Below are 26,566 nucleotides of genomic sequence, written 5' to 3'. Positions count from 1 at the left end.
GGCTCAGGCGTTGCGGGCCATCAGACCGCCGTCGACGGGGATCACCGCGCCGGTGATGTAGGAGGCGGCCGGCAGGCAGAGGCTCAGCGTCATGTGCGCCACCTCCTCGGGATCGCCGTAGCGGCGCAGCGCCGTGCGGCGGTTGGCGAAGGTCTGGCGGTCCTCCTCCGAGAGCCCCTGGGTCATGCCGGTGAGGATCGGGCCCGGGCAGATGCAGTTGACCGTGATCCCCTCCTTGCCGAGCTCGACCGCGAGCGCGCGGGTGAGGCCGGTGACGCCCGCCTTGGCCGCCGCGTAGGGGCTGTCGCGGGCCGTGGCGCCGAGCGCCTCGGTGGAGGCGATGTTGACGATCCGCGGATGCTTCGAGGCGCGCAGGTGGGGGAGTGCGGCGCGGACCAGCCGCTGGTGGGCGGTGAGCAGGACCGTGAAGGCCCGCTCCCAGACCACGTCGTAGGCCGGGGCGTCGATCGCCGCGAAGGCGGAGATGCCGGCGTTGTTGACCAGGATGTCCAGGCCGCCGAAGCGCGCCACCGTCGCCTGGGTCACCTCGACGATGGCGTCGCCGTCGGAGACGTCCAGCGGCCAGGCCTCGGCGGAGAGGCCCTGGGATTTCAGGGCGTCGGCGACCTCGAACGCCGCGTCGGCGGAGACGTCGGTGACGGCGACCTTGGCGCCTTCGCGGGCGAACACCTCCGCGGTGGCGCGGCCCATGCCGGAGCCGGCGCCGGTGATCAGGGCCGTGAGGCCCTGGACGGAACGGGAAAGGGCCATGGTCAACGTCCCTGGAAATGGGGCTCGCGCTTCTCGAGGAAGCTCGCGACGCCCTCGCGGTGGTCTTCGGTCTGCATGAGCAGGCGGATCTTCTCGATGGCCCAGGCGCCGATCTCGCGCGGATCGCCGTAGGAAAAGCGCGAGAGGCCGGCCTTCAGGTGGCGCACGGCGAGCGGCGGGTTGGCGGCGATCTTTCCGGCGAGCGCCTGGGCGCGGGCCATCAGCTCGGCGTGCGGCAGGACCTCGGTGACCAGGCCGATGCGCAGGGCCTCGGCGGCGTCGATGACTTCGCCGGTGAACAGCAGCTCGGCGGCCTTGGCCGGGCCCACCACCGCCGGCAGGCGGTAGAAGCCGCCCACGTCGCAGACCAGGCCGCGCTTGACGAACAGCTCGCCGAACTTCGCCTTCTCCGAGGCCAGGCGGATGTCGGCGAACAGCGCCAGCTCCATGCCCCAGCCGACGGCGGCGCCATTGACGGCGGCGATCACCGGCCGGTCGCACTCCAGCGCGGCCATGGCGGCCGGGGTCGGGGTGTAGGTGACCGGCAGGGGCGCCTTCGAGACCGGCTTGGGTCCCGCCATGATCTCGGCCACGTCGTCGCCGGAGCAGAAGGCCGGGTCGGCGCCGGTGACCACCACGCAGCGCACCTCGGGATCGGCGGAGCAGGCCCGGAAGGCCGCCTCCAGCTCCTCGTAGGCGCGCCAGCTCAGGGCGTTGCGCCGCTCCGGCCGGTTGAGGGTGATCGTCGCCACGTGGTCCCGCAGGTCCACCAGCACCGCCTCGAAGCCCGCCGTCCGTTCGATGATGGCGACCATCCGCCTCCTCCCTTTTCCGCAAACGATGCGCCGCGGGGCCGCGCGGTCAACGGTGACGCCGGGTCAGTCTTGCCACCGCCGGGCGGGCGGAGAAGCATGGGCCGGGGAGGCCGCCCATGCCCGAGTTCCGCACCATCGACGCCGGCGAGGTCCGCATCCGCTGCGCCATCGAGGGCCAGGGGCCGCTGGTGGTCCTTGTCCACGGGTTCCCGGAGAGCTGGTTCTCCTGGCGCCACCAGATGGGGCCGATCGCCGAGGCGGGATTCACCGCCTGCGCCATCGACGTGCGCGGCTACGGCGGCTCGGACAAGCCGCACGCCGTCGAGGCCTATGCGATGGAGCATCTGACGGCCGATGTCGCGGGGGTGGCCAAGGCCCTGCAGCCGGACGCGCCGGCCATCCTGGTGGGTCATGACTGGGGCGCGCCGATCGTCTGGAACACGGCGCTCACCCGGCCCGAGGCGATCTCGGCGGCAGCCGGGCTGTCGGTGCCCTATACCGGCGTGCCGGCCCGGCCGTTCACCGAGGTCTTCGACGCCCTGTTCACGCAGAAGAACCGCTTCTTCTACCAGGCCTGGTTCCAGAAGGTGGGCCCGCCCGAGGCGGAGGCCGAGGCCGACGTGCGCGGCTTCCTGCGCAAGTTCTACTACGGGATCTGCGGCGACGCGCCGGACGGCGCCTGGCCGCAGAAGGCCGCCGACGCCACCCTGCTGGAGGGGATGATCGACCCCGATCCGTTCCCGGCCTGGCTGACGGAGAACGAGCTCGACTACTACGTCTCGGAATTCCGCGAGTCCGGCTTCCGCGGGCCGATCAACCGCTACCGGAACCACGAGCGCGACTTCGAGTGGCTGCAGGCCTTCAAGGACCGCAGGCTGGAGATGCCGACCCTGCTGATCGGCGGCGATCGGGATCCGGCGTTCAACGGCTTCGGCCGCATCGCCGACCCCGCGGCCCTGATGCGCGAGCACGCCACCGACCTGCGCGGGGCCCACGTGCTGGCCGGCTGCGGCCACTGGACCCAGCAGGAACGGCCGGAGGAAGTGAACGCGATCCTCATCCCCTGGCTGAAGAGCCTCTGAAGGAGACCCGAGATGGCGGACCTGGAGCTTCGGCAGGAGGGCGAGGTCGTCTGGGCGACCCTGAACCGCCCGGAGCGGCTCAATGCGCTCAGCCGAAACCTGGTGGAGGAGCTGCGCGACTTCTTCACCGGCCTCTACTGGCGGCGCGACGTGCGCGTGGTGGTGCTGCAGGGCGCCGGGGCCAACTTCTGCGCCGGGCTGGACCTGAAGGAGCGCGCGGAGCCGCAGGGCTCGCGCTCGATCGGAGCGGGGCTCACCGCCCAGCGCAAGATCAGCGAGATCGTCATCGCCATGCGCCGCTGCCCGCAGCCGATCGTGGCCTGCGTGGACGGGGCGGCGGCCGGCGGCGGCTTCGCCCTGGCGCTGGCGTCGGACATCCGGATCGCCACGCCGACCACGCGGATGAACGCCGCCTTCATCCGCATCGGGCTGTCGGCCTGCGACATCGGGGTGAGCTATTTCTTGCCGCGCATGGTGGGGAGCTCGGTGGCCGCGGAGTACATGCTGACGGGCCGGTTCATCACCGCCGAGCGGGCGCGCGAGCTCGGCCTCGTCAGCCAGATCGTGCCGGCCGAGGAGCTGGCGGCGACGGCGCAGGGCTTCGTCGACGACATGCTGCACGCCACGCCGCTCGGCCTGCGCCTGACCAAGGAGGCGCTGAACCACGCCATCGACGCGGGCGGCCTGGAGGCGGTGATCGCCCTCGAGGACCGCAACCAGATCCTGGCCTCCTCCGACGGCGACTTCGGCGAGGGCGTGAAGGCCTTCCTGGAAAAGCGCCGGCCGGACTACGTCCAGAGGGAGGGGTGACCGTGATCGAGCTCTGGCACTGTCCCGACGCGCGGTCTTTCCGCGTCCTGTGGGCCCTGGAGGAGATGGGCCTACCCTACGAGCTGCACGTCCTGCCGTTCCCGCCCCGGGCGCGGGCGCCGGAGTACCTGGAGGTCAATCCGCTGGGCAACATCCCGGCGATGAAGGACGGCGCGACCTTCATGACCGAGAGCGCGGCCATCGTGCAGTACCTCGTCACGCGGCATGGCCCGAGCGACCTGGCCGTGCCGGCGGAGGACGAGGCCTATGGCGCCTGGCTCAACTGGCTGCACTTCGGCGAGGCGACGCTGACCTTCCCGCAGACCCTCGTCCTGCGCTACCGCACCTTCGAGCCCGGCAAGGCGGAGGTGGTGGCGGACGACTACGCCAAGTGGTTCCTGAGCCGGCTGCGCGGCGTCGATCGGGCGCTGGCGGACCGCGACTGGCTCTGCGCCGGCCGGTTCACGGCGGCAGACATTTCCGTGGGTTATGCCCTGCTGCTCGCGTCGCACCTGAAGCTCTCGGACCAGTTCACGCCAGCGGTCCAGGGCTACTGGGCCCGGCTGAAGGCGCGGCCCGGCTTCCAGGCGGCCAAGGCCGCCCAGAAGATCGAGCTCTCCGAGGCGCTGCAGGGCTGAGGCTACTCCGTCGTCTGGCCGTCGAAGTGCTCCTCGGCGGCTTCGGCGTCGGCCTTGGTGTTGTGCACCACGCCGTCGCGGTGATCGGGCGGACCGTAGATGGTGTAGAGCTTCAGCGGCTTGTCGCCGGTGTTGATCACGTTGTGACGGGCGCCGGCCGGCACGATGATCGCGTCGTCGGCCTCGACCTTGTGGGCCTTGCCGTCGATCTCGACCCGGGCGTGGCCCTTCTCGATGCGGAAGAACTGGTCGTGGTCCTCGTGGACCTCCTCGCCGATCTCCTCACCGGGCTTCAGCGACATCAGCACGAGCTGCAGGTGCTTGCCCGTGTAGGCCACCCGCCGGAAGGCGTGGTTCTGCTCGGTCAGGTCCTCGATGTCTTCGACGAAACCCTTCATGCCGTCCTCCCGCGTTGCATCGTGAAGCTAGGCGAACGCCTGCGCGGCCATGATGATCCACGTCAAACGCCCCCTGACGCAGCGTCAGCTTACGTGGGGACGCGCTTGCCAGCGTCCGCCATCGGCCTAGGCTTTCGCGAAAGACCACAAACGGGGAGGACGGGCCATGAGCCCAGCCGACGACGCCGCGGCCGTGACCGCGGCCGCCAAGCCGCCCTTCAAGCCGCTGCCGCAGAAGGCGCCGGACGTCAGCGTCGAGCGCCGGGCGGACGGGTCGATCCTGATCCGCTCCAACCACCCGCCAGGCGAGGGGCCGCGCTCCATCGCCCACCTGCTGGCCGAGCGCGCGGCCGAGCATCCGGACCGCCCCTACATCCTGCAGCGGGCGCCCGGCCACGGCCCCTGGCAGGGCGTCACCTACGGCGAGGCCAAGCGCGCCGCCGACGGCATCGCCCAGTGGCTGCTGGACCGCGGGCTGACCGGCGCGGACAGCGTCATGGTGCTCTCGGCCAATTCGGTCGGGCACGCCCTCATCATGCTGGGCTGCTACACGGCCGGCGTGCCGATCGCGCCGATCAGCCCGGCCTACAGCCTGATCTCCTCGGACCATGCCAAGCTGAAGCACTGCTTCGCGACCGTGCGGCCGAAGGCGGTGTTCGTGCAGAACTCCGACATGTTCGCGCGCGCCATCGAGACCCTGCGGGCGCTCGACCCGGAGCTGTTCTTCATCAGCGTCGACGGGGGCGAGGGCACCACCCCGCTTTCCGAGCTCACCGCCACCGAGCCGACGGCGGCCGTCGAGGCGGCGCGCGAGCGGCTGGGCCACGACACGGTCGCCAAGTACCTGTTCACCTCGGGCTCGACCGGCATGCCGAAGGGGGTGCCGCAGACCCACGGCATGTTCGCCGGCGTCATCGCCGGCCAGGAGGGGCTGCGCGCCGAGGAAGCCGATCCGGACGTCACGCCCCAGGCGCTCGACTGGATGCCCTGGAGCCACATCTCGGCGGGCAACATCGCCTTCAACGGCAACCTCTGGGGCGGCGGCACCCTGCACCTCGACGAGGGCAAGCCGATCCCCGGCATGTTCGAGACCACGATCAGGAACCTCTACGAGGTCTCGCCGATGGTCTTCGGCTCGGCGCCGGTGGCCTTCGGCATGCTGGCCGAGGCCATGGAGCGCGACCCCGAGCTGCGCCGCAGCTTCTTCCGGAACCTGCGCTACATGGGCTACGGCGGCGCGACGCTCTCCAACGACATCTACGAGCGCATGCAGGCGCTCGCCATCGCCGAAACCGGCCAGCGCATCCCGCTGACCACCATGTACGGGGCGACGGAGACGCAGGGGATCACGGTTGTCCACTGGATCACCGAGCGGGTCGGCCTGATCGGCCTGCCGCTGCCCGGGATCACGCTCAAGCTCGTGCCCAACGGCTCCAAGCTGGAGGTGCGGGTGAAGGGCCCCACCGTCACCAGCGGCTACCACAACGACCCGGAGAAGACGGCGGCCGCCTTCGACGAGGAGGGCTTCTACAAGCTGGGCGACGCCTGCCGCTTCCTCGATCCGGACGATCCCACCCAGGGCCTGGTGTTCGACGGCCGGGTGACCGAGGACTTCAAGCTGGACAGCGGCACCTGGGTGTCGGTGGGGACCCTGCGGCCGGACCTGGTGGCGGCCTGCAGCCCTTACGTCTTCGACATGGTGATCACCGGCCAGGACAAGCCCTTCGCCGGCGCCCTGATCTGGCCGTCGCCGGCCGGGCTGGCGACGCTGGGCGAAGACCCGCTCCCCAAGCTGGTGGCGGCGCTGAAGACCAGGATCGCGGCGTTCAACGCCACTTCCGGCGGCTCCTCGCGGCGCATCGGCCGGTTCGTGGTCATGGCCGAGCCGCCGTCGATCGACGCGGGCGAGATCACCGACAAGGGCTATGTGAACCAGCGCGCCACCCTGGAGAACCGCGCCGCCCTGGTGGAGAGCCTTTACGCGGAGCCGCCGGGGCCGGGCGTCATCGTCGTCTAGATGGCCGAACTGATCCTGCACCACTACGACACCTCACCCTTCTCGGAGAAGGTGCGGGCGATGCTGGGCGTGAAGGGGCTGGCCTGGCGCTCGGTGATCCAGCCGGTGATCATGCCCAAGCCGGAGCTCGTCCCGCTGACCGGCGGCTACCGGCGCATCCCGGTGCTGCAGGTGGGCGCCGACGTCTACTGCGACAGCCAGGCGATCCTTGAGGAGATCGAGCGCCGCCATCCCGAGCCGGCGCTGGCCCGCGGCGCCGACTGGGCGGCGAACCTGTTCGCCGACCGGCTGTGGTTCCAGGCCTCCGTGGCGGTGATCTTCGCCAAGCTGGGCGACGCCGTGCCGAAGGCGTTCATCGACGACCGCGAGAAGCTGTCGGGCCGGCCGTTCGACATCGCCGCCATGAAGGCCGCCGAGCCGTTCGCCCGCGCCCAGTGGCGGGCCTACGCCGCCTGGGCCGACGCCGCCCTGGCGCAGACCCCCTACCTGGGCGGCGAGCGGCCCTCGCTCGCCGACGTGGCGCTCTGGATGCCGGTCTGGTGGGCCGGCGGCGCCGTGCCCGACCTGCTGGGCGGGTTCGACCGGCTGCAGGCCTGGGCCGGCCGCATGCGCGCCTTCGGCCACGGACAGCGGACCGAGATGACGCCTGCCGAGGCGCTGGACGTCGCGCGCAGCGCCGCGCCCGCGCCGGCCACGGTCGACGCCAACGACCCCGCCGGCCTCGCCGCAGGCGATCCCGTCACCGTCCAGGCCGACGACTACGGCCGCGATCCGGTCGCTGGCCGTCTGGCCGGCCTGACCCCCACCCGCATCACCCTGGCGCGCGAGGCCGACGGCCTCGGCCCGATCCATGTGCATTTCCCGCGGGCAGGCTACGTCCTGGCGCGGGCCTGACGGAGGCTCCCATGAACGACCGCGTGACCGTGGACATCCAGGACGGCGTCGCCGACGTGCGCCTGGTCCGCACGGACAAGATGAACGCCCTCGACAACGCCATGTTCGAGGCCCTGGTGGAGACCGGGGAGGCGCTGAAGACCAACAAGGACATCCGCGCCGTCGTGCTGTCCGGGGAGGGGCGGGCGTTCTGCGCCGGCCTCGACATGGGCAACTTCGCCCAGATGGCCTCGGGCGAGCGCAAGGGCGGCGAGCGCACCGTGGACGAGCTGACCAAGGGCCGCACGCCGGCCGGCGCCAACCGGGCGCAGCAGGCCTGCTACGTCTGGCGCGAGGTGCCCGTGCCGGTGATCGCCGCGGTGCACGGGGTGGCGTTCGGCGGCGGCTTCCAGCTGGCGCTGGGCGCGGACCTGCGGTTCGTGACCGCCGACGCCAAGCTGGCGGTGCTGGAGATCAAGTGGGGCCTGGTGCCCGACATGGCCGGCATCGTGCTGATGCGCGGCCTGATCCGCGACGACGTGGCCCGCGAGCTCACCTGGAGCGGCCGGATCTTCTCGGGCGAGGAGGCGGCCGCCATGGGGCTCGCCACCCGGGTCTGCGCCGACCCCAGGGCCGACGCGCTCGCCCTGGCGCGCGAGATCGCGTCGAAGAACCCGCACGCGATCCGGGCGGGCAAGCGGCTGCTGAACCTCGCCCAGTCGGACGCCGACATCGCCACCGTGTTCCTGGAGGAGACCCGCGAGCAGGTCGCCCTGATCGGCGCGCCCAACCAGGTGGAGGCCGTGATGGCCAACCTCCAGAAGCGCGCGCCGGTCTTCGCCGACTAGGGCCGGCTAGCGCGCGGCGAGCTGGGTGGCGGCGCGGTTGGCGGCGAACTGCTTCATGGTCGCTTCCACCGTGTTGCGCACGCAGGCGCGGTGGATGTCCACGGGAAAGCTCGCGCCGAAGGTCTCGCGCAGGCAGAGCGAACGGGCGGCCTTGGTGACCTCGGCCTGCACCTGCTCGGCCGTCTTGCCGGCGGTGGAGATGCGGACGGTCTTGGCGGCGGCCGGCGCGGCGGCGACGAGCAGAGCGGCGGCGGCCAGGGTCAGGGTGCGGATCATGAGTTCGGTTCCGGATTGAGGTTGCTGCCAACCCCTTTCGCGGCGTTCCCCTTCAGGCGGTGGCCGTGACTCACGATGGCCTTGCGCCTGGACGTCCGAATGCCTCCGACGGCTCAGGTCATCAATGATCTTGTTGCGTTGCAGCGTGAGAATTTCGCAGTGCGGTGAAATCGGGCGCCGGCCGCCCGCCGGGCGGGCGCCGCTCAGCCGCGGCCGACGAACGGCATCTTGGTCGCCATCACCGTCATGAACTGGACGTTGGCCTCCAGCGGCAGCCCGGCCATGTAGAGCACCGCGTCGGCGACGGCCTTCACGTCCATGACGGGCTCGGGCGCGACGGAGCCGTCGGCCTGCGGCACGCCCTTGGCCATGGCGCGGGTCATGTCGGTGCCAGCGTTGCCGATGTCGATCTGGCCGCAGGCGATGTCGTAGGCCCGCCCGTCGAGCGAGGTCGAGCGGGTCAGGCCGGTGATCGCGTGCTTGGTGGCGGTGTAGGCGACCGAGCGCGGCCTAGGCGCATGCGCCGAGATCGAGCCGTTGTTGATGATCCGGCCGCCGCGCGGGTCCTGGTCCTTCATCAGCCGGAACGCCGCCTGGGTGCAGAGGAAGGCGCCCGTGAGGTTGACGTCGACCACCCGTTTCCAGGCGTCGAGCGGAAGATCTTCCAGCGGCATGGGCGGCGCGCCGGTTCCTGCGTTGTTGAACAGCAGGTCGAGCCGACCGAAGCGGGCGCGGGTGGCCTGGAAGAGGCGTTCGACCGAGGCGGGGTCGGCGACGTCGGCGGCGACGGGCATCGCCCAGTCGGCGGCTTCGCCGGCCTGGGCCACGGTCTCGTCCAGCGCCTCGGCGCGGCGGCCGGCGAGGGACACGGACCAGCCCTCGCGCAGGAGGGCGAGCGCGACCGCCCGGCCGATGCCGGAGCCCGCGCCCGTGACGATGGCGACCTTGCCGCTGCCTGAGGCCATGCGCCTCGATAGCGGCGATCCGGGGCGACGGCTAGAGAAGCGGGTGACGAGGAGTGACGGCGTGGCGTTCCAGATCGAGGTGAGCGAACCGGAGGGCGAGGGCGGGGCCCGCATCCTGCAGGTGCGCCGCGACGGCGGGCCGCCGCGCGAGTACGAGCTCGCCGGGGCCACCCAGACCGCCTACCAGGACCTCTTCGCCCGCTTCGCCGCCGACTACGGCTGCCGCATGCCGCTGAGCCGCCGGCCGGTGGCCGCGGCGCCCGCCGATCCGCGCCTCCAGCCCCTGCTGACCGAGAACCTGACGCCGGACATCCTCTACGGCTACGGCGACCCCTCGGTGCTGCGGGACGGCGACCGCTGGTGGCTGACGGTGACGTCCAACGACGCGCCGCAGAGCTTCCCGATCCTGTCCTCCCGCGATCTCGTCGCCTGGGAGCCGGCCGGCTTCGTCTTCCCCGCGGGCGCCAAGCCCGCGTGGGCCATGGACGGGCCGGGCAGCGACTTCTGGGCGCCCGAGACGCACCGGATCGGCGACGAGTACTGGCTCTGCTTCACGGCCCGCGAGCACGGCGGTCAGCTCGCCATCGGCCTGGCGAAGGCGGCCGCGCCGGGCGGGCCGTACGCGCCGCCCGAGCGCCCGCTGCTCTCCGGCGACGTCATCGACGCCCACATCCTCCCCGATCCGGAAGGCCCGATCCTCTACTGGAAGGAGGACAGCAACGGGCACTGGCCGGGGCCGCTCGGCCAGCTGCTCTATGAACGGGAGGACCTTCTCCCCAAGCTGCTGCCGGACGCCGAGGACCAGGTGACCGGCGAGATCGCCCGGGCCCTGCACGTCTGGGCGGAGACGCTGGGGCCGATGGAGCGGTTCTGTCTGCGCCAGCTCCTTATCGAGGCGGTGACCGAGGACTTCGCCGCCTTCCGCACCCGGCTGAAGGCGCTGCGGGAGGAGATCGGCCCGCTGGCCGACGTGGTGCTGGAGGCGCTGACGACGACCGTCTACGCCCAGCGCCTGGCGCCGGACGGCTCGGGCCTGGCGGGCGAGCGCGTGGCGGTGCTGTGCAACGACCTGCCGTGGGAGGCGCACCTCATCGAGGGCATGTGGATCACCCGGGCCGGCGGCCGCTTCTGGATGTTCTACTCGGGCAACGACTTCTCCACCGCCCAGTACGGGATCGGGGTGGCGGTGGCGGACAGCCCGTTCGGGCCGTTCCGCAAGCAGCCGGAGCCCTTCCTGCGCTCCACCGCAGACTGGTGGGGCCCCGGCCACGCCGCGGTGGGCGTGGGGCCGGAGGGGGAGCCCCGGCTCTTCCTGCACGCCTTCCGGCCGGGCGAGATGGGCTACAAGGTGTTCCGGGCGCTGCTCACCGCCCCGATCGCCTTCGAGGACGGGACGGTGCGGCTGGTCGATCGGCCCATTCGCGGGGTTGCCGGGGGGATTACGGGCCGCTAGCCCTAGCGCCCCATGGCTGACCTCCCCCCACCCCCGCCCGCCAACGTCGAAGTCGTCGTCGTCTATCCGCCGAGACTGGCCCCGCTCGGGGGCGAGGCCGCCTTCAGCGCGGTGCGGATCGGGCCGGAGATCCTCCAGACCACGCCACGACTCGACGAGGCCCTGAAGCGGGTCCCCGGCGTCTCGCTGTTCCGCCGGACGGGCAGCGCGGCGGCCAATCCGACGACCCAGGGCCTGTCCCTGCGCGCCATCGCGCCCTCGGGCGCCGGCCGGGCGCTGGTGACCCTGGACGGCGCGCCGCAGAACGATCCGTTCGGCGGCTGGGTGATCTGGAGCGCCCTGCCGCCCGAGGGGCTGGACGGCGCCACCGTCGTGCGCGGCGCGGGCGCCGGGCCCTACGGCGCAGGCGCGCTGACCGGGGTCGTGGCCCTGCAGGAGCGCGGCGCCACCGGCGGCCTGGGCGCCCTCGACGTCTCCGCGGGCGAGCGCGAGAGCTACCGCGCCGCCATCTCCGGCGGCGGGGAGGGCGTGCTCGTCACCGCCAGCGCCGAGACCACCAACGGCTACACCCCCGTGCGCGGCGCGAGGACCGGCGCCGCGGACCGGCCGCTCGACATGGAGAACGGCTCCTTCGCCTTCCGCGTGCAGCGGGAGATCGCCGGCGTGCAGGCCGCCGCCCGGCTCGGCGTCTTCGAGGAGCATCGCGGCTCGGGCCTCGTGGGGACGCGGGCCATCGCCTCCGGCGGCTCCGCGGCGTTCACCTTCGCCCAGGCTCCGGCCGAGGGCGTCGGCGGCTGGCGGCTGCAGGCCTGGGTCCGCACCAGCGACCTCAAGAACAGCTCGGCGGCGGTGGCCGCCGGCCGGACCGGCACGACCCCGGCCAACGACCAGTACGCCACGCCGGCCACGGGCTACGGCCTCAACGCCGCCCTGCAGGGGCTGTGGGGCGACGTCGCCTGGGAGGCCGGCGCCGACGTGCGGATGACCGAGGGCGAGGCCCGCGAGCGCTTCCGCTTCATGAACGGGGCCTTCACCCGCGGCCGCCTGGCCGGGGGCGAGACCCTGGTGGGCGGGGCCTATCTGGAGGGCGCGCTGGACCGCGAGGCCTGGCTGGTCACCGGCGGCGTCCGGGTGGACGGCTGGAAATCCTCCAACGGGGTCCGCCGCGAGTGGGACCTGGCGACCAACGCCGTGCTGCTGCACCAGACCTCGGATGGCGCCTCGGGCACGACGCCGACGGCCCGGCTCGGGCTGCGCTATGAGGCGGCGCCGGGTCTCTTCGTGCGCGGCGCGGCCTATGCCGGCTTCCGGCCGCCCACGCTGAACGAGCTGCACCGGCCGTTCCGGGTCGGCAACGACATCACCGAGGCCAACCCCAACCTCGAGCCGGAGACCCTGCAGGGCGCCGAGCTCGGCCTGGGCGGCGAGGGCGCGGTGAACTGGGGCCTGACCGGCTTCTACAACCGCCTGAAGGACCCGATCACCAACGTCACCATCGGCTTCGGGCCCGGCAACTTCCCGACCGCCGGCTTCGTGCCGGCCGGCGGGGTGCTGCGCCAGCGGCAGAACGCGGGCGAGATCGAGGCGTGGGGGATCGAGGGCGACGCCTTCGGCGGCCTCTCGCAGGCGCTCGCCTGGCGGGCGGCCTTCTCGGCGACCAAGGCCGAGGTGGACGGCGGATCCGCGGTCCCGCAGCTCACCGGCAAGCGGCCCGCCCAGACGCCCAAGCTGACGGTCACCGCCGGCCTCGACTGGAGCCCGATGGCGCGGCTGAACCTCACCGGCGACGTCCGCTACGAGAGCATGCGCTGGGAGGACGACCTCAACACCCGCAAGCTGGGCGCCGGCGTCCAGCTCGACCTGCGCGCCGCCTGGCGCATGGACGCGCGCAGCGAGGTCTACGTCGCCGCCGAGAACCTGCTCGACGAGGAGCTGGAGGTGGGCGAGACGGCCGACGGGGTGGAGAGCTTCTCGGCCCCGCGCACCGTCCGCATCGGCTTTGCCTACAGGCGCTAGACGGGCTCTTCGGCGCCGAACAGCGCCTCGTGCCGCGCGCAGATGCGCGGCCACAGCGTGGCGGCCTCGGGCAGGTCGAGGTCGAAGTCGCGGGCCAGCACCGCCACGTACTCGTCGGCCGAGCCGATCAGCCGCTGCTCCACCTGGCCCGGCCGGACATGGCGCAGGGTGCGGCCGCGAAGCTGCAGTAGGCCGTCGGGCCGCCAGCGCTGGGCCACGGCGTTGAGCACGAAGTTGGACTCCGGCGCGGTCTGCAGCCAGTCGCAGCGGGCGGCCAGCACCTCCGGCGCGGCGGGCTCCAGGGTGAAGTCGAAGGATTTAGCGCCGCCGTGCTCGTGGTTGTGGAAGCGCCACCAGGCGTCGTCGAGCGCCTCCAGCCGGAACTCGAAGCCTTCGGTGGAGAAGCCGCCGGGCTCGAGCGGGAAGGGCTCCAGGGTCCCGTCGCCGAAGCCCACGTCGGCGATCCACGGCCGGTCGAGGTCCACCCGCAGGACGAGGTGGTTGCCCACCTGCACGTCGCCCAGCACGTCACGCATCACCGCGCCGGCGAGGCGGGTGACGCGGAAGCCGATCGCCTCCAGCGCCAGGCCGAAGAGGCCGTTCATCTCGTAGCACCAGCCGCCGCGGCGGCGGCCGACGATCTTCTCGAAAGCCGCGTGCGGATCCGGCGTCAGCGGCCGGCCGAGCTGGACGTCCAGGCTCTCGTAGGGGATCGCCATGAGGTGCGCCCGGTGCAGGGCGGCCAGCGTCGCGAGGTCCGGCCGCGCCTCGCCCGTGAAGCCGATGCGGTCGAAATAGGCCTTCAGGTCCACGGCTACTCCTTGGGAGCCGCCCCGCCGCCGGTGATCAGCTCCACGATCTCGGGCCGGATGTTCTCGGCGCCCTTCTCCATCATGTGCTGGACGATACGGGCGCCGACGGCGTTACGCACCTCCTGCGTGAATTCCGCCTTGTTCTCGCCAACCCAGGCCATGGAGGCCTCGCGGTTGACGTTGAGCTGCTGGAACTCCGGCATGACGTAGCGCGCGACCAATTCGTAGGAGCGCTTCTTCGCCTCCCAGGGCGCCCAGTTGTGGTCCATGAACAGGAAGGCGCCGAAGCCGCCGCTCTCCTCCACCAGCTGGCGGATGCGCCGGGCCGCGTCGTCGGGCGTGCCGATGACGGCCAGGCCCGTGTCGATCATCGCCTGCACGGGGTCGTCCCCCTCGGGCACGATCGGCAGGTTGGCGATCTCCCGGAAGTAGTAGATCCACTTGTCGAGGCCGAAGCGGACGTCCGCCATGGCCTGTTCGCGCGTCTCGGCCACATGCATCGGGCCCACCAGGCGCCAGGCGTTGCGGTCCATGGTCTGGCCGTGCTCGGCGGCCTGGTCCGTGGCGATCGCCCAGTTGGAGGCGAGCGCATTGAAGCCCGCCGTCGAGGTGGCGCCCAGCGAGAGCAGCCCCAGCCCGTGCCGGCCCGCCGCCCGCGCCCCGGTGGGCGAGACCTGGCTGGCCACCGCCATCTCCACGGAGGGCCGCGAGTAGGGGGTCATCTGCAGGCGGGCGTTCCTGAGCTCGAACCAGTCCGACTGGTGGGTGACCTCCTCGCCGCGCATCAGGCGCACCAGCACGTCCAGCGCCTCGTCCATGCGGTCGCGCTGCTTCTGGACCGGGATGCCCATCATGAAGGCGTCGGAGACGAGCGCGCCGGGGCCGACGCCGAACATCACCCGGCCGCGGGTCATGTGGTCGAGCTGGTTGATCCGGTCGGCGAGCATCATCGGGTGGTGGTAGGGCAGGGAGGCCACGCCGGTGCCCAGCCGGATGTGCTTCGTGCGTTCGGCCGCGGCGGCGATGAACACCTCCGGGCTGGCGATCAGTTCGTAGCCGGCCGAGTGGTGCTCGCCGATCCAGGCCTCGTCGTAGGCCAGCCGGTCCAGGTGCTCGACCAGCTCCAGGTCGCGCTGGAGGGCGAGGGTGGGGTTCTCGTCGACGGGGTGGAATGGCGCGATGAACGCGCCGAAACGCAGGCGTTGCGGCAGCACGGCTTCTGTCCTCCCAGGACGCGGTTGCCCCCCGCGCCAGTTGGCTGGACGATACCGGCGTTCCGTCAGGGAAGACTAGCCGCGGGCCTGCTCGCGGATCTCCTCCTTCACCTCGTCGCGGGCGGCTTCCAGGAAGCGCAGCACCTCCAGCTCGAAGGCCCGCTCGTCCCTGGCCGGCTTCAGCGGCAGGGCGCCCTTCTCATAGGACTCCAGAACGACCGGATGGATGTAGGCGCTGCGGCACACCGCGGCGGTGTTGCCGAGCACGCCCGCCACCGCCTTCACGCAGGTGTTGATGTTGCGCTTGCACTCCGCGGCGGTGGCGCACTGCGGCTGCAGGATCAGCGCGCGGGCCGCCGACAGGGTGCCGGCCCAGGTGCGGAAGTCCTTGGCCGAGAAGTCCTCGCCCAGGGCCTCGCGCAGGTAGGCGTTGACGTCGGCGGACTCCACCACCTTCTGCTCGCCGCTCTCGTCGATGTACTGGAAGAGCCGCTGGCCAGGCAGGTCCTGGCAGGCCTTCACCACGCGCGCCAGACGCCGGTCGCTGAAGCCGGTCCTGTGCACCTTGCCGCTCTTGCCGCGGAACTCGAAGACCGCGGTGCTGGCGCCGATCTTGGCGTGCCGGTCGCGAAGGGTGGTCAGGCCGAAGCTCTTGTTCTGCTTGGCGTATTCCTCGTTGCCCACGCGGATGAGGGTCATCTCCATGACCCGGATCACCGCCGCCAGCACCTTCTCCCGGGGCAGGCCGCGCAGGGAGAGGTCGGCGTCGACCTTCCTGCGCAGCTTCGGCAGCGCGCGGCCGAAGGCGATGACGCGGTCGTACTTGTGGCTGTCGCGCACCTCGCGCCAGCGGTCGTGATAGCGGTACTGCTTGCGGCCCTTCTGGTCGCGGCCCACCGCCTGGATGTGGCCGTGGGGCCTGGGGCAGATCCAGACGTCGGTCCAGGCCGGCGGGATGGCCAGCTTGCGGATGCGGTCCAGCGTCCTCTCGTCGGTCACCGGCGAGCCGTCGGCCTTGCGGTAGTTGAAGCCGCTTCCCGCCTTGCGGCGGGTGATCCCCGGATCGCTGTCGCTGACGTAGACGAGGCCCGCGGCCTCCACGTCCTCAAGCACCGGCGCCGATGGCGCGAGGTCGTCGGGCATGTCCCTGGCCATCTGTTCCGCACACTCCTCCGGCCCGGCCGCAACGTGGTATGCGCGAGGCCGGTTCCTGCCGAGAGCCCCGGAGCGCCCTTGAACTACCGCCACGCCTTCCACGCCGGGAACTTCGCCGACCTGGTGAAGCACGCCGCCCTGCTGCAGCTCCTGCGGCGGCTGGACGACGAGCCCGCGCCGCTGACGGTGATCGACACCCATGCGGGCCGCGGCCTCTACGACCTGGCCGGCGCCGAGGCGAGGAAGTCGGGCGAGGCCGAGGCCGGGATCGTCGGGCTGATGGCGGCGAAGGACGCGCCGGGCGCCTTCGTCCCCCTGACCGGGGAGGTAGCGCGGCTGAACGGGGCAGGGGCCGTCCGCCGCTATCCGGGCTCCCCCTGGCTGATCGCCGAGGCGCTGCGGCCCAAGGACGACTACCTGGCCTGCGAACTGCGGCCCGACGAGCACGGCGCGCTGAAGGCCCTGATGAAGGGGCGAGCCCATCTCCGCACGCTCTGCGCCGACGGATTCGCGGCGGCGGTGGAGAACACGCCGGCGACGGGCCGGGTGCTCGTCCTGATCGACCCGCCGTTCGAGCGGGCCGACGACTACGCCCGCATCGTCGAGACCCTGCGCGGGGTGCGCCGGCGCAACCGCGCGGCCCTGGCGCTGGTCTGGCTGCCGCTCAAGGACCTGGAGACCTTCGACGCCTTCCTGCGCGACCTGGAGGACGGCGTGCGCGCGCCGCTGCTGGTCGCCGAGACGCGCATGCGGCCGCTCACCGATCCCATGAAGATGAACGGCTGCGCCCTCGTCCTGATGGGCGCGCCGGCGGACCTGGCGCCCGACCTGGAGGCGATCTGCGGCTGGACCGCCAAGACCCTGGGCGACGGCGGGTCGGCGCGGGTCTACACGCTATCGTCATAGCAATTTCGCACTTGCGAGAGTGCGGGTCGTGTTATGCTGCGTCGCACAATCCTGACGCAGGAGGCGACCCATGTCCGACACGCGTGAGCTTTCCCCCCAACCCCTGGCGCCGGCCTTCATCGGCCTGGCTTCGCCGCTGTGGGGCTACTTCGCCGGCATGGCGGCCGGCGGCGTCGCCTTCTGGTGGATGACCCGCTGGACCCAGCCGCAGAACCTCGAGGCGCTGTTCGCCCGCCGGTTCGCCGGCCTCTCCCCCGAACTCGCCCCGGCGGTCGCCGACGGCGCCGACCCGCAGGCCGCTCCCGATCCCGAGACGGCGGTCGCGATGATGGCCCTCGAGCCGGTGATCGCCGCGGTCGAGGCGGCGGAAGAGCCGTTCGTCGAACTCGCCGCCGAGACCGAGCGGGCGCTCGAATCAGCGGTGGAAGCCGCGCCCGAACCGGCGCCGGCCGCGCCGGAGCCCGCGAGCTTCGCGCCCGCGGCGGACGCCTTGCCGGAGCCGGAACCCGCGCCCGTGGCCTCGGCTGCGCCGCGGAAATCCAGGCCCGCCGCGCCGCCGCCCGCCGAGCCGCCGGCGGAGTGACTTGGCGGCCGGCGCCCGGGCGTCCTAGAACGCCCGGGTGAAGCGGCTGCTGGATATCGCGGGGGCGCTGGCGGGGCTGGTGGTGCTCTGGCCGGTGCTGCTCGCCGTGGCGCTGGCCGTAAGGCTCGACAGCCCGGGGCCGGCGCTGCACTGGTCGCGACGGGTCGGGCGCGGCAACCGCATCTTCGCCATGCCCAAGTTCCGCACCATGCGCACCGACACGCCGGACGTGGCCACCCACCTGCTGGCCGATCCCGACCAGTGGATCACGCCGCTCGGCCGCTTCCTGCGCCGCACGAGCCTCGACGAGTTGCCGCAGCTCTGGAGCGTGCTCACCGGCGACATGAGCCTCGTGGGGCCCAGGCCCGCCCTGTTCAACCAGGACGACCTCGTGGCGCTCCGGACCGAGGCCGGCGTCCACCGCCTGCGGCCCGGTCTGACGGGGTGGGCGCAGATCAACGGGCGCGACGAGTTGCCCATTCCGGAGAAGGTGCGGCTCGACCGGGAATACCTGGAGCGCCGGTCGCTGGCTTTCGACCTGCGGATCCTCGCAGGCACGGCGCTCGCCGCCTTCTCGGGACGAGGGGTGAGCCACTAGGCTTTCCGGGGGAACTGGAACGTGTCCCCTGCGCGTTTCCACACCTGGGCCGTCCCCAGGAGCCAGTCCCTTGAGCAACGAAGCCTTCCAGAATCCGGAGCCGGGTCCGCGCCGGAAGCCCGGCAAGGCGCCCCGCACGGGCGAGGCCGGCGCCCGCCGGCCGCTGCAGCGCGCCGGGACCTGGACGCGCGAGCACCTTGAGGCCGCGCGCGAGCGGCTCGCCCGCACGCGCCTGAAGAAGCCGAGCCGCAAGGCGCTCTACATCTCGGGCGGCGTGGTCGCGACCCTGGCGCTCGCCATCGCCATCCTGATCGCCGTCTGGGACTGGAACTGGTTCCGCGGGCCGATCGCCCGCTACGCCTCGGCGAAGATGCACCGCGAGGTGACCATCGCCGGGGACCTCAACGTCCATCTCTGGTCCCGGCAGCCCAGCGCCACGGTGGACGGCATCCGCATCGCCAATCCCGCCTGGGCGCCCGACCGCGGCAACATGGCGGAGATCGAGCGCCTGGCGGTGAAGATCCGCCTCCTGCCGCTCTTCAAGGGGGACGTCGACCTGCGGCTCCTGCGCTTCGACCGGCCGAACGTGCGGCTCTATCGCGACGGTCAGGGACGGGCGACCTGGGACTTCTCGGACGGCCGGGAGAAGGGCGCGCCCATGCGGCTGCCGCCGATCCGCACCTTCATCATCAACGACGGCAAGCTGCGCTACAACGACGTGCAGCGGAAGCTCACCTTCACCGGCGCCATCAACGCCACCGAGCGGATGGGCGCCGACAACCGCGGCTTCGAGATGCGCGGGAACGGCTCCCTGAACCGCAATCCGTTCATGATGCGTGTCACCGGCGGGCCGCTGCTGAACATCGACAAGGACGTGCCCTATCCGTTCGACGCCTACATCCGGGCGGGCGAGACGGTGGTCACCGCGCGGGGCGCGGTGCCGGAGCCGTTCGACCTCGGCCGGTTCCACATGAACACCACGGCCCGCGGGCCGGACCTCGCCGACCTCTACGGCCTGACGGGCATCGCGCTCCCCAACACCCCGCCCTATACGCTGCGCGGCCGGCTCTCGCGCGACGACCGGGTGTTCCGGATCGACGGCCTGAACGGCCGGGTGGGGGACTCCGACCTCGCCGGCGACGTGTCCGTGGACGCCGGGCGGGAGCGGCCGTTCCTGAAGGCCGACCTCACCACCCGCAGCCTCGACTTCGACGACCTCGGCGCCCTGTTCGGCGGCTCGCCCTCGACGGCGCCGGGCGAGACGGCCTCGGCCGACCAGAAGGCGGTGGCGCAGAACCTCAACGCCCAGCAGCGGATCTTCCCGGACTCGACCCTGGCGGTGGAGCGGATCCGGGCCATCGACGCCGACGCGAGCTGGAAGATCGCCTCCATCCGCGACGCGCCGGTTCACCTGCAGGCGGCTTCCGTGAAGGTGAAGCTGGACAACGGCCTGCTTCGCGCCGAGCCCCTGCGCCTCGACCTGCCGCAGGGCCAGGTCACCGGTTTCGTGCAGCTCAACGCCCGCAAGGCGACGCCGGTGACCAATCTCGACCTGCGGCTCTCCAACGCCCGGATCGAACAGCTCGTCCCGATCCGCAACCCCGGCGGGCCCCTGCCGCTCACCGGCTCCCTGGTCGGCCGCGCGCGCCTGACCGGGGAGGGGAACAGTGTCCACAAGGCGTTCGCCAACGCCGACGGCGAGGTGATGGTGGTCGTCCCGAACGGCGAGATCCGCGAGGCCTTCGCCGAGCTCCTGGGCGTCAACGTGGTCAAGGGCCTGGGCCTGCTCATGAAGAAGGACCAGGACAAGGTGCCGGTGCGCTGCGGCGTCGCCCACTTCCAGGCCGCCGACGGGGTGCTGCGGGCCAATCGTATCGTCTTCGACACCGACCCGGTGCTCGTCACCGGCTCCGGCACGGTGAACCTCGACACCGAGCGCATGGCGTTCCGCATGCAGGGCAAGCCGAAGGAGTTCCGCCTGGTGCGCCTGATGCTGCCGGTGACGGCGCAGGGGCCGATCCGCGCGCCCAAGCTCGGCGTCGAGCCCGGCAAGGCCATCGCCCAGGGCGGCGTCGCCGTGGCGATCGGCAGCCTGCTCTCGCCGCTGGCGGCCATCCTGCCGTTCGTGGACCCGGGCCTCGCCAAGGACGCCAACTGCGCGGGCCTGCTGGCCGGAGCCTCGGCGGAAGGGGCGCCGGTGAAGTCGGCCCGCTGAGCCGTTGACGGCCCTGCCGCCGGCCCTGCAATCTCCGCGGCGCCGCCAGTCGGGCGCGCGACAGGGAAGGTGACGTCGAATGAGCGGCAGGATCGGTAGGGGCGCGGGCATTGCGCTGGCGCTGGCCATCGGAACGGCGGTGGCGGCCGGCGGGGCGCTCGCCCACGACACCAAGGGCGAGAAGGCGACGACGCCCGGCGCCCGGGCGGCCCTGATGCGTCACGACAACTTCGAAAAGCTCGGCGCCAACTTCAAGCGGCTGAACGACGAGCTGCGCAAGGGTTCGCCCGACAAGGCCGTGCTGACCCAGACGGCGACGGCGGTGAAGACCTATTCCGGCCAGCTGCCCACCTGGTTCCCCCGCGGCTCGGGGCAGGAGGCCCGTCCGAAAAGCGAGGCCAAGGCGAATATCTGGACCGACGCGGCCGGGTTCACGGCGGCGTCGTCGAACCTGCAGGTGCAGGCCTCCAAGCTGCAGCAGGCCGCCACGGCCGGCGACATCGACGCCCTGAAGGCCCAGGTCCGGGCCACCGGCGGGGCCTGCAAGGCGTGCCACGACAAGTACCGCGTCGAGAAGAAGGACAGCTGAGGCCATGCGGGAGCGCGTCGCCCCGGCCGAGATCCGGGCGCGCCTGTGGGACGCGCCTGTGCGGATCGTCCACTGGGCGCTCGTGCTGCTGATCGGGTTCTCGTGGGGCGCGGCCGAGTTCGACCAGATGCTGCTGCACCGGATCAGCGGCTATGTGATCCTGGGGCTGCTGGTCTTCCGGATCCTCTGGGGCTTCTGGGGCTCGCGCACGGCGCTGTTCGCCAGCTTCGTGAAGGGGCCGGGCCGCACGCTCGCCTATCTGAAGACCCTGCCGAACCGCTCGCCGACCGACGTGCCGGGCCACAACCCGCTGGGCGCCTGGAGCGTGCTGGCGATCCTGGGCGTGCTGGCCTTTCAGGTGACCACCGGCCTCTTCGCGGTGGACATCGACGCCTTCGAGGCCGGCCCGCTGTCCGATCGGGTCAGCTTCGAGACCGGCCGGCAGATCGCCGAGCTGCACGAGGCGAGCTTCACCGTCCTGCAGGTGCTCGTGGTCCTGCACGTGGCCGCCGTGCTGTTCTATCTGGTCTGGAAGCGTTCGAACCTGATCGGTCCGATGGTCACCGGCCGGCGGCGCTTCGCCGCCGACCCCGGCCTCACCTTCGCGCCCTGGTGGCGCGTGCTGGCGACGGCCGTCGTGGCCGCCGCCTTCGCGTGGTTCGTCTCGAAGGGCCTGAGGCTCTAGAGAGCCTCAGCCCATGTCCGCGGCTTCGCGCAGGGACTTCAGCCAGGCGTCCTCGCGCGCCTTCTCGGCCTCGCGCAGCCTGGTCTCGGCGTCGCGAACGGCGGCGTCGTGCTTGCGCCACTCGGCGACCGCGCCCTCGCGGGCGGCGCGGGCGGCCTCCAGCGTCGGATAGCGGGCCAGGATGGCGCGCACCGAGTAGTTCACCGGCGGCCCCACGGTCTCGCGATCCGGATAGAAGCCGGTGATCGAGTCGGCGCTCTCGTTCTCGATGTGGAAGATGTCCGCCCAGCCGGCGTGATGGCGCATCAGAGCCCAGGGCCGTTCCATCCGCTCGCTCACCGCATTCTCCTCAAAGGTCCGTGTTCCGAATCCGCGCTGCCGCGGTTTGGCCGCAAGCTACAGCGCGGCGCCGACTGCTCCAACGCCGGGAGAGGCATTTTGGCTCTTCCGTTCCGCAACGATCACATGCGATGGCGGGAGCATTCCTTGATCCATTTCACACGCGCGAGATTTCCGGTTTGTCCAAGATCGTGATCGGCCGCCAGTTCTGCGGCCCGCCCAACTCCGGCAACGGCGGCTATGTCTGCGGCGTCCTGGCAAAGGACCTCGAGGGGCCCGCCCGCGCCGTCCTGCGTGCGCCCGTGCCGCTCGATGTCGACCTCGACCTGGCGCCGGCCGACGGCGGCGTGGCGCTGACGGGCGCGGAAGGCGCCCTGATCGGCCGGGGCGATCCCGCCCCCGACGCGGAGCTTCCCGCGCCGCCGGAGCCCATCGATCTGGAGGCCGCCCGCGCCGCCGGCGCCCGCCACATCGGCCTGCAGCAGCGCTTCCATCCGATCTGCTTCACCTGCGGCCCCGAGCGCGCCGAGGGCGATGGCCTGCGCGTGCTGGCGGGCCAGGTAGAGGGCCGGGAGGCTGGCGTGGTCGCTGACGCCTGGACGCCGCACGCGGCGTTCGCGGGGCCGGACGGGGTGATCCCGACCGAGGTCGTCTGGGCGGCGCTGGACTGCCCCGGCTACTTCGCCTGGGTGGAGAAGGAGGGCCGGCACGGCGCGCTCCTGGGCACCATGACCGGCGAGGTGCTGCGCCACCCGAAGGCGGGCGAGCCCTGCGTGATCATGGCCTGGCCGCTGGCCCGCGAGGGCCGCAAGGAGACCGCCGGCGTGGCGCTGTTCAGCGCCGACGGCGAGCTGATGGCCCGCGCCCACCAGGTGTGGATCGTCATGGGGCCAAGGCCCGATCCCGCGGCCCAGGCGAAGGAATCAGCTTCCGCCTGAGCCCGCGCCGCTGCACCTTGCGGCCGAACCGCGGGGAGGGACGATGCGCGCAGCTTCGGTGTCGGACTATCGGGAGCTCGCCCGGCGCAGGCTGCCGAAGATCTTCTTCGAGTACATCGACGGCGGCTCCTACGCCGAGGAGACGCTGCGCCGGAACGTGGCCGACCTGGAGGCCATCGCGCTGCGCCAGCGGGTGATGCGCGACATGTCCGAGCTGGACATGACGGTCGAGACCCTGGGCCAGAAGCTCTCCATGCCCATCGGCCTCGCGCCCGTGGGCATGGCCGGCATGTACGGCCGGCGCGGCGAGGCCCAGGCCGCGCGGGCGGCGGCCGCCGCGGGCGTGCCCTTCACACTCTCCACCGTGGGCGTCTGCTCCGTGGAGGAGGTGGCCCAGACCGGCACGCCGCCCTGGTTCCAGCTCTACATGCTCAAGGACCGCGGCTACATGCGCGAACTGCTGGGCCGGGCGAAGGACCAGGGCTGCCCGGTGCTGGTGTTCACCGTCGACCTGCCGATCCCCGGCGCCCGCTACCGCGACGTCCGCTCCGGCTTCACCGGCTCCACGCCCATGCAGGCCGCCCTGAACCAGGCCTGGGACGGGATCACCCATCCGGCGTGGACGTGGGACGTCTTCGTGCACGGCCGGCCGCACACCCTGGGCTCGGTGGCCGGCGCCCTGCAGGGCGGTCGCCGGGTCACCGACTTCCTGGCCTGGCTGGCGCGCAACTTCGACCGGTCGGTGACCTGGAAGGACCTCGACTGGGTGCGCGAGACCTGGGACGGGCCGATCGTCATCAAGGGCGTGCTGGACGCCGAGGACGCCCGCGAGGCGGTGAAGGCCGGGGCCGACGGCCTGGTGGTCTCCAACCACGGCGGGCGGCAGCTCGACGGGGTGCGCTCCTCGATCACCGCCCTGCCCAGGATCGTCGACGCGGTCGGCGGCGACCTGGAGGTCTACATGGACGGCGGGGTGCGCTCGGGCCTGGACGTGCTGAAGGCCCTGGCGCTGGGGGCCAAGGCCTGCTTCGTCGGCCGCGCCTGGGCCTATGCGCTCGGCGCGGGCGGGGAGCCGGCGATCGCGAAGATGCTGGCGACCCTGCGCTCCGAGCTGGCGGTGGCGATGATCCTCACCGGCTGCCGCTCGGTGCGGGAGGCGGGACCGTGGCTGCTGGACGGGACGGACCGGCCTTAGCCCGGCCGCCGAGCCCGGTCTTGAACAGCCGCATCAGCGGCTTCTCGACCAGCTGGTAGGTGACCAGGCCCGCGACCACGCCGGCGATCAGGCCCGCGGCGAGGATCAGGGCGGGGGAGGCGAGCCCCACGGCCTCCAGGATGCGGATGGTCGCCGAGATGGCGAGGCCGTGCACCAGGTAGAGGGAGTAGGAGGCGTCGCCCAGCGCCTGCAGCGGCCGCCAGTTCGGGACTTCCCCCTGCCGCTCGATGGCCACGGCGCCGGCGACCAGCAGGAAGGCCGGGACGCCCCAGATCAGCGGCCGGGCGCGTTCCACGTCGATCTCTGAGAAGCCGGCCCCGGCGAAGCCCAGCAGGCCCAGGATCACCAGCGCCCAGCCGGTCCGCACGCCGGGCAGGCGCCCGTCGCTCCAGGCCTTGCCGAGCCAGACGCCGGCCCCGAACTCCAGCAGCAGCGGATTGGTGTAGGTCGCCCAGAGCGGGTTGGCCGTGTCGCCCAGCGGACGGACCGCCACCAGGGCCACGAGGGCGGCGGTGACCAGCCAGGGCCGGATCTTCGTCGGCGCCAGCAGGCCGGCGGCGAACAGGACGTAGAAGAACATCTCGTAGTTCAGCGTCCAGCCGGGGATCACCAGCGGCGCGATGAGGCCGGTGTGGTCCTGGTAGGGCACGAAGAACAGCGACTTCAGGACCGCCGCGGCGCTCACCTGCATGGCCGGGAAGACCCAGGGCGCGGCCAGCGCCACGCCGGCCACCAGTAAGGTCAGGCCCCAGTAGAGCGGCACGATCCGCTGCACGCGCTTGATCATGAACTGGGCCGGCGAGGGCGGGCGGCGGCAGGTGACCACCCACATGATGAAGCCGGAGATCACGAAGAACACGTCCACCCCGGCCGCGCCGAGGCCGAAGGCGCCGCCGGCCCGCTCGGCCGCGTGGAAGACCAGCACGCCGAAGGCGGCGAAGCCCCGCAGGTACTGGATCGATCGCACCTCGGCCGGCGCCTGCCGGGCTTCGGTCTGCGGCGTGAGTTCGACCAAGGACACCCCCCGTGTCGTGGCCCGGCGCTGGCGCACGGGCGGTGAAGCTGTGCGTCCAAACGGCTCGTGGTGCGTTTGGCTCCCGACGTTGCGCTCAAGCTCGGAGGGGCTTTCGTGAAGCTGGCCTATTTCGTCCACGACCTCGCCGATCCGGCCGTCACCCGGCGGGTGCGGATGCTGCGGGCCGGAGGCGCGGAGCCGGTGGTGCTGGGCTTCCGGCGCACCGAGATCGCGCCGGCCGAGGTGGGCGGGGCGCCGGCCGTGGACCTGGGCCGCACCTATGACGCGCGCCTGGGCCAGCGGGCCAAGGCCACGGCGCTGGCGGCGCTGGGCGCCGGGCGCTGGCGGAGCCTGCTGGCCGGGGCAGAGGTGGTGATGGGCCGCACCCTGGAAGCCCTGGCCGTGGCCGAGGCCGCCCGCACGCTCTGCGGCCTGAAGGCGCCCCTGGTCTACGAGTGCCTGGACATCCACCGGCTGATGCTGGGCGAGGGCGCCAAGAGCCGGGCCATGCGGGCCGTCGAGCGGGCCCTGATGCGGCGCGCCCGGCTGCTGGTGGTGAGCTCGCCGGCCTTCCTCGCCAACTACTTCGCGCCGATGCAGGGGGTCGGCCACAGCCTGCCCATCGCGACCCTGCTGGTGGAGAACAAGCCGCTGGAGCTGGGCGCCGGCCACGCCGCCCGCCGGCCGATGCGCGCCCCGGGCCGTCCCTGGCGGATCGGCTGGATGGGCGCCATCCGCTGCCGCAGGAGCCTGGACATACTGACCGCGCTGGCGGCGCGCCGGCCCGACCTCCTGGAGGTGCGGATCCATGGGCGGCCGGCCTACACCGAGTTCGCCGACTTCGACGCCCAGGTGGCGCAGGCGCCCGGCGTCGCGTTCCTGGGGCCCTACGCCGCCGAGGACCTGCCGCGGCTCTACGGCGACGTCCATTTCAGCTGGGCAATCGACTACATGGAGGAGGGCCTGAACTCCGCCTGGCTGCTCCCCAACCGCATCTACGAGAGCGGCCGATATGGCGCCGTGCCGATAGCCCTGGCCGACGTGCAGACCGGCCGCTGGCTGGCCGAGCGGGGCTTCGGCGTACGGCTCTCCGACCCCGACGAGCTGGAGGGGTTCCTGGAGCGGCTGACGCCCGAGACCTATGCGCGCCTGCGCGCCGAGCTGGACGCGGTTCCGGCGGAGGCCTTCGTCGCCGACGAGCACGACTGCCGGCGGCTTGTCGACGCCCTCGCGGGCCGTCGGGGGCCCGCCGCCCAGTCTTCGGCGGAGCCGCCCAAGGCGAAGCTCGTCGCCTGAGCCCTTACGGCGAAGCTTATACAGTGCAGTTTCGCGCTCTACA

The 26,566-nt window shown here is 72.3% G+C and carries 27 protein-coding genes; 17 read left to right on the top strand and 10 right to left on the bottom strand.

Annotated elements, in window-relative coordinates:
• Positions 1-3: 3 nt before the first annotated feature.
• Positions 4-771 carry an SDR family NAD(P)-dependent oxidoreductase gene (locus VM685_RS14585; RefSeq protein WP_325460897.1) on the bottom strand — a complete coding sequence of 256 codons (768 nt, stop codon included), beginning with the start codon at positions 769-771 and terminating at the stop codon, positions 4-6.
• A 2-nt stretch (positions 772-773) separates the two neighbouring features.
• The gene (locus tag VM685_RS14580; RefSeq protein WP_325460896.1) at positions 774-1,586 is read right to left on the bottom strand and encodes an enoyl-CoA hydratase/isomerase family protein; all 813 of its coding nucleotides are present in this window, start codon (positions 1,584-1,586) and stop codon (positions 774-776) included.
• A gap of 116 nt (positions 1,587-1,702) precedes the next feature.
• On the opposite strand from VM685_RS14580, the gene VM685_RS14575 reads away from it, so the two are divergent.
• The 3 genes from VM685_RS14575 to VM685_RS14565 are packed head-to-tail and all read left to right on the top strand — an operon-like array spanning position 1,703 to position 4,116.
• Positions 1,703-2,668, top strand: a complete 966-nt coding sequence (locus tag VM685_RS14575; protein WP_325460895.1) for an alpha/beta hydrolase — start codon at positions 1,703-1,705, stop codon at positions 2,666-2,668.
• Positions 2,669-2,680: 12 nt separating this feature from the next.
• Positions 2,681-3,478 (top strand): enoyl-CoA hydratase/isomerase family protein, encoded by a 798-nt coding sequence (locus VM685_RS14570; protein WP_325460894.1) that lies wholly within the window; start codon positions 2,681-2,683, stop codon positions 3,476-3,478.
• A gap of 2 nt (positions 3,479-3,480) precedes the next feature.
• The gene (locus VM685_RS14565; RefSeq protein WP_325460893.1) at positions 3,481-4,116 is read left to right on the top strand and encodes a glutathione S-transferase family protein; all 636 of its coding nucleotides are present in this window, start codon (positions 3,481-3,483) and stop codon (positions 4,114-4,116) included.
• Between the two features lie 2 nt (positions 4,117-4,118).
• Here VM685_RS14565 and VM685_RS14560 read toward each other — a convergent pair whose 3' ends face one another.
• On the bottom strand, positions 4,119-4,514 hold the full coding sequence (locus VM685_RS14560) for a cupin domain-containing protein (RefSeq protein ID WP_325460892.1): 396 nt from the start codon (positions 4,512-4,514) through the stop codon (positions 4,119-4,121).
• A 166-nt stretch (positions 4,515-4,680) separates the two neighbouring features.
• Here VM685_RS14560 and VM685_RS14555 point away from each other — a divergent pair, with 166 nt between their 5' ends.
• The 3 genes from VM685_RS14555 to VM685_RS14545 are packed head-to-tail and all read left to right on the top strand — an operon-like array spanning position 4,681 to position 8,252.
• The gene (locus tag VM685_RS14555; protein WP_325460891.1) at positions 4,681-6,531 is read left to right on the top strand and encodes an AMP-binding protein; all 1,851 of its coding nucleotides are present in this window, start codon (positions 4,681-4,683) and stop codon (positions 6,529-6,531) included.
• Positions 6,532-7,425 carry a glutathione S-transferase family protein gene (locus VM685_RS14550; protein ID WP_325460890.1) on the top strand — a complete coding sequence of 298 codons (894 nt, stop codon included), beginning with the start codon at positions 6,532-6,534 and terminating at the stop codon, positions 7,423-7,425.
• Positions 7,426-7,436: 11 nt separating this feature from the next.
• Entirely contained in the window at positions 7,437-8,252 is an 816-nt protein-coding gene (locus VM685_RS14545) for a crotonase/enoyl-CoA hydratase family protein (protein ID WP_325460889.1), read from the top strand.
• A gap of 6 nt (positions 8,253-8,258) precedes the next feature.
• On the opposite strand, the gene VM685_RS14540 is transcribed toward VM685_RS14545, so the two are convergent.
• Positions 8,259-8,528: a hypothetical protein gene (locus VM685_RS14540; protein ID WP_325460888.1), complete on the bottom strand. Its 270-nt coding sequence runs from the start codon at positions 8,526-8,528 to the stop codon at positions 8,259-8,261.
• Positions 8,529-8,731: 203 nt separating this feature from the next.
• Positions 8,732-9,493 (bottom strand): SDR family oxidoreductase, encoded by a 762-nt coding sequence (locus VM685_RS14535; protein WP_325460887.1) that lies wholly within the window; start codon positions 9,491-9,493, stop codon positions 8,732-8,734.
• A gap of 61 nt (positions 9,494-9,554) precedes the next feature.
• Here VM685_RS14535 and VM685_RS14530 point away from each other — a divergent pair, with 61 nt between their 5' ends.
• Positions 9,555-10,946, top strand: a complete 1,392-nt coding sequence (locus VM685_RS14530) for a family 43 glycosylhydrolase (protein ID WP_325460886.1) — start codon at positions 9,555-9,557, stop codon at positions 10,944-10,946.
• 12 nt (positions 10,947-10,958) lie between these two features.
• Positions 10,959-12,962: a TonB-dependent receptor gene (locus VM685_RS14525; protein ID WP_325460885.1), complete on the top strand. Its 2,004-nt coding sequence runs from the start codon at positions 10,959-10,961 to the stop codon at positions 12,960-12,962.
• On the opposite strand, the gene VM685_RS14520 is transcribed toward VM685_RS14525, so the two are convergent.
• From VM685_RS14520 to VM685_RS14510, 3 genes are all read right to left on the bottom strand, one after another.
• Entirely contained in the window at positions 12,959-13,774 is an 816-nt protein-coding gene (locus VM685_RS14520; RefSeq protein WP_325460884.1) for an arylamine N-acetyltransferase family protein, read from the bottom strand. The genes VM685_RS14525 and VM685_RS14520 overlap by 4 nt on opposite strands.
• A 2-nt stretch (positions 13,775-13,776) precedes the next feature.
• Positions 13,777-14,988: an LLM class flavin-dependent oxidoreductase gene (locus tag VM685_RS14515; RefSeq protein ID WP_325460883.1), complete on the bottom strand. Its 1,212-nt coding sequence runs from the start codon at positions 14,986-14,988 to the stop codon at positions 13,777-13,779.
• A 75-nt stretch (positions 14,989-15,063) separates the two neighbouring features.
• The gene (locus tag VM685_RS14510; RefSeq protein WP_414693399.1) at positions 15,064-16,131 is read right to left on the bottom strand and encodes a DNA topoisomerase IB; all 1,068 of its coding nucleotides are present in this window, start codon (positions 16,129-16,131) and stop codon (positions 15,064-15,066) included.
• A gap of 90 nt (positions 16,132-16,221) precedes the next feature.
• On the opposite strand from VM685_RS14510, the gene rlmJ reads away from it, so the two are divergent.
• The 6 genes from rlmJ to VM685_RS14480 all read left to right on the top strand — a co-directional run bounded on the left by rlmJ (position 16,222) and on the right by VM685_RS14480 (position 21,719).
• Positions 16,222-17,049: a 23S rRNA (adenine(2030)-N(6))-methyltransferase RlmJ gene (gene rlmJ / locus VM685_RS14505; protein WP_325460881.1), complete on the top strand. Its 828-nt coding sequence runs from the start codon at positions 16,222-16,224 to the stop codon at positions 17,047-17,049.
• A 70-nt stretch (positions 17,050-17,119) separates the two neighbouring features.
• Positions 17,120-17,632, top strand: a complete 513-nt coding sequence (locus VM685_RS14500) for a hypothetical protein (protein ID WP_325460880.1) — start codon at positions 17,120-17,122, stop codon at positions 17,630-17,632.
• Positions 17,633-17,669: 37 nt separating this feature from the next.
• Positions 17,670-18,230 (top strand): sugar transferase, encoded by a 561-nt coding sequence (locus VM685_RS14495; RefSeq protein WP_325460879.1) that lies wholly within the window; start codon positions 17,670-17,672, stop codon positions 18,228-18,230.
• Positions 18,231-18,300: 70 nt separating this feature from the next.
• Positions 18,301-20,445 (top strand): AsmA family protein, encoded by a 2,145-nt coding sequence (locus tag VM685_RS14490; protein WP_325460878.1) that lies wholly within the window; start codon positions 18,301-18,303, stop codon positions 20,443-20,445.
• A gap of 79 nt (positions 20,446-20,524) precedes the next feature.
• Complete coding sequence (locus tag VM685_RS14485) at positions 20,525-21,034, top strand: cytochrome c (protein WP_325460877.1); 510 nt, start codon at positions 20,525-20,527, stop codon at positions 21,032-21,034.
• Positions 21,035-21,038: 4 nt separating this feature from the next.
• A complete protein-coding gene (locus tag VM685_RS14480) occupies positions 21,039-21,719 on the top strand; it encodes a cytochrome b/b6 domain-containing protein (protein ID WP_325460876.1) in 681 nt (226 codons plus the stop codon).
• Between the two features lie 6 nt (positions 21,720-21,725).
• Here VM685_RS14480 and VM685_RS14475 read toward each other — a convergent pair whose 3' ends face one another.
• On the bottom strand, positions 21,726-22,058 hold the full coding sequence (locus VM685_RS14475) for a hypothetical protein (protein WP_325460875.1): 333 nt from the start codon (positions 22,056-22,058) through the stop codon (positions 21,726-21,728).
• A 179-nt stretch (positions 22,059-22,237) separates the two neighbouring features.
• Between VM685_RS14475 and VM685_RS14470 the strand changes: the two genes are divergently transcribed.
• Together VM685_RS14470 and VM685_RS14465 are read left to right on the top strand one after the other, a co-directional pair.
• Positions 22,238-22,996, top strand: a complete 759-nt coding sequence (locus tag VM685_RS14470; RefSeq protein WP_325460874.1) for a hypothetical protein — start codon at positions 22,238-22,240, stop codon at positions 22,994-22,996.
• 43 nt (positions 22,997-23,039) lie between these two features.
• Positions 23,040-24,191 (top strand): L-lactate dehydrogenase, encoded by a 1,152-nt coding sequence (locus VM685_RS14465; protein WP_325460873.1) that lies wholly within the window; start codon positions 23,040-23,042, stop codon positions 24,189-24,191.
• On the opposite strand, the gene VM685_RS14460 is transcribed toward VM685_RS14465, so the two are convergent.
• The gene (locus VM685_RS14460; protein ID WP_325460872.1) at positions 24,127-25,227 is read right to left on the bottom strand and encodes an acyltransferase; all 1,101 of its coding nucleotides are present in this window, start codon (positions 25,225-25,227) and stop codon (positions 24,127-24,129) included. The two genes, VM685_RS14465 and VM685_RS14460, sit on opposite strands and share 65 nt — an antisense overlap.
• A 114-nt stretch (positions 25,228-25,341) precedes the next feature.
• On the opposite strand from VM685_RS14460, the gene VM685_RS14455 reads away from it, so the two are divergent.
• Entirely contained in the window at positions 25,342-26,523 is a 1,182-nt protein-coding gene (locus VM685_RS14455) for a glycosyltransferase (RefSeq protein ID WP_325460871.1), read from the top strand.
• The last annotated feature ends 43 nt before the right edge of the window (positions 26,524-26,566 follow it).

It is taken from the genome of Phenylobacterium sp., from assembly GCF_035539035.1.
GTDB lineage: Bacteria > Pseudomonadota > Alphaproteobacteria > Caulobacterales > Caulobacteraceae > Phenylobacterium.
The sequence above is the reverse complement of the archived record's forward strand: the minus strand, read 5'-3'. Positions and strand labels throughout refer to the sequence as shown.

Coding starts and splice junctions, on each gene's coding strand:
- VM685_RS14465 (WP_325460873.1), top strand. CDS start 23,040: ATGCGCGCAGCTTCGGTGTCGGACTATCGGGAGCTCGCCCGGCGCAGG.
- VM685_RS14575 (WP_325460895.1), top strand. CDS start 1,703: ATGCCCGAGTTCCGCACCATCGACGCCGGCGAGGTCCGCATCCGCTGC.
- VM685_RS14545 (WP_325460889.1), top strand. CDS start 7,437: ATGAACGACCGCGTGACCGTGGACATCCAGGACGGCGTCGCCGACGTG.
- VM685_RS14580 (WP_325460896.1), bottom strand. CDS start 1,586: ATGGTCGCCATCATCGAACGGACGGCGGGCTTCGAGGCGGTGCTGGTG.
- VM685_RS14585 (WP_325460897.1), bottom strand. CDS start 771: ATGGCCCTTTCCCGTTCCGTCCAGGGCCTCACGGCCCTGATCACCGGC.
- VM685_RS14535 (WP_325460887.1), bottom strand. CDS start 9,493: ATGGCCTCAGGCAGCGGCAAGGTCGCCATCGTCACGGGCGCGGGCTCC.
- VM685_RS14560 (WP_325460892.1), bottom strand. CDS start 4,514: ATGAAGGGTTTCGTCGAAGACATCGAGGACCTGACCGAGCAGAACCAC.
- VM685_RS14540 (WP_325460888.1), bottom strand. CDS start 8,528: ATGATCCGCACCCTGACCCTGGCCGCCGCCGCTCTGCTCGTCGCCGCC.
- VM685_RS14525 (WP_325460885.1), top strand. CDS start 10,959: ATGGCTGACCTCCCCCCACCCCCGCCCGCCAACGTCGAAGTCGTCGTC.
- VM685_RS14480 (WP_325460876.1), top strand. CDS start 21,039: ATGCGGGAGCGCGTCGCCCCGGCCGAGATCCGGGCGCGCCTGTGGGAC.
- VM685_RS14500 (WP_325460880.1), top strand. CDS start 17,120: ATGTCCGACACGCGTGAGCTTTCCCCCCAACCCCTGGCGCCGGCCTTC.
- VM685_RS14550 (WP_325460890.1), top strand. CDS start 6,532: ATGGCCGAACTGATCCTGCACCACTACGACACCTCACCCTTCTCGGAG.
- VM685_RS14510 (WP_414693399.1), bottom strand. CDS start 16,131: ATGCCCGACGACCTCGCGCCATCGGCGCCGGTGCTTGAGGACGTGGAG.
- VM685_RS14555 (WP_325460891.1), top strand. CDS start 4,681: ATGAGCCCAGCCGACGACGCCGCGGCCGTGACCGCGGCCGCCAAGCCG.
- VM685_RS14570 (WP_325460894.1), top strand. CDS start 2,681: ATGGCGGACCTGGAGCTTCGGCAGGAGGGCGAGGTCGTCTGGGCGACC.
- VM685_RS14485 (WP_325460877.1), top strand. CDS start 20,525: ATGAGCGGCAGGATCGGTAGGGGCGCGGGCATTGCGCTGGCGCTGGCC.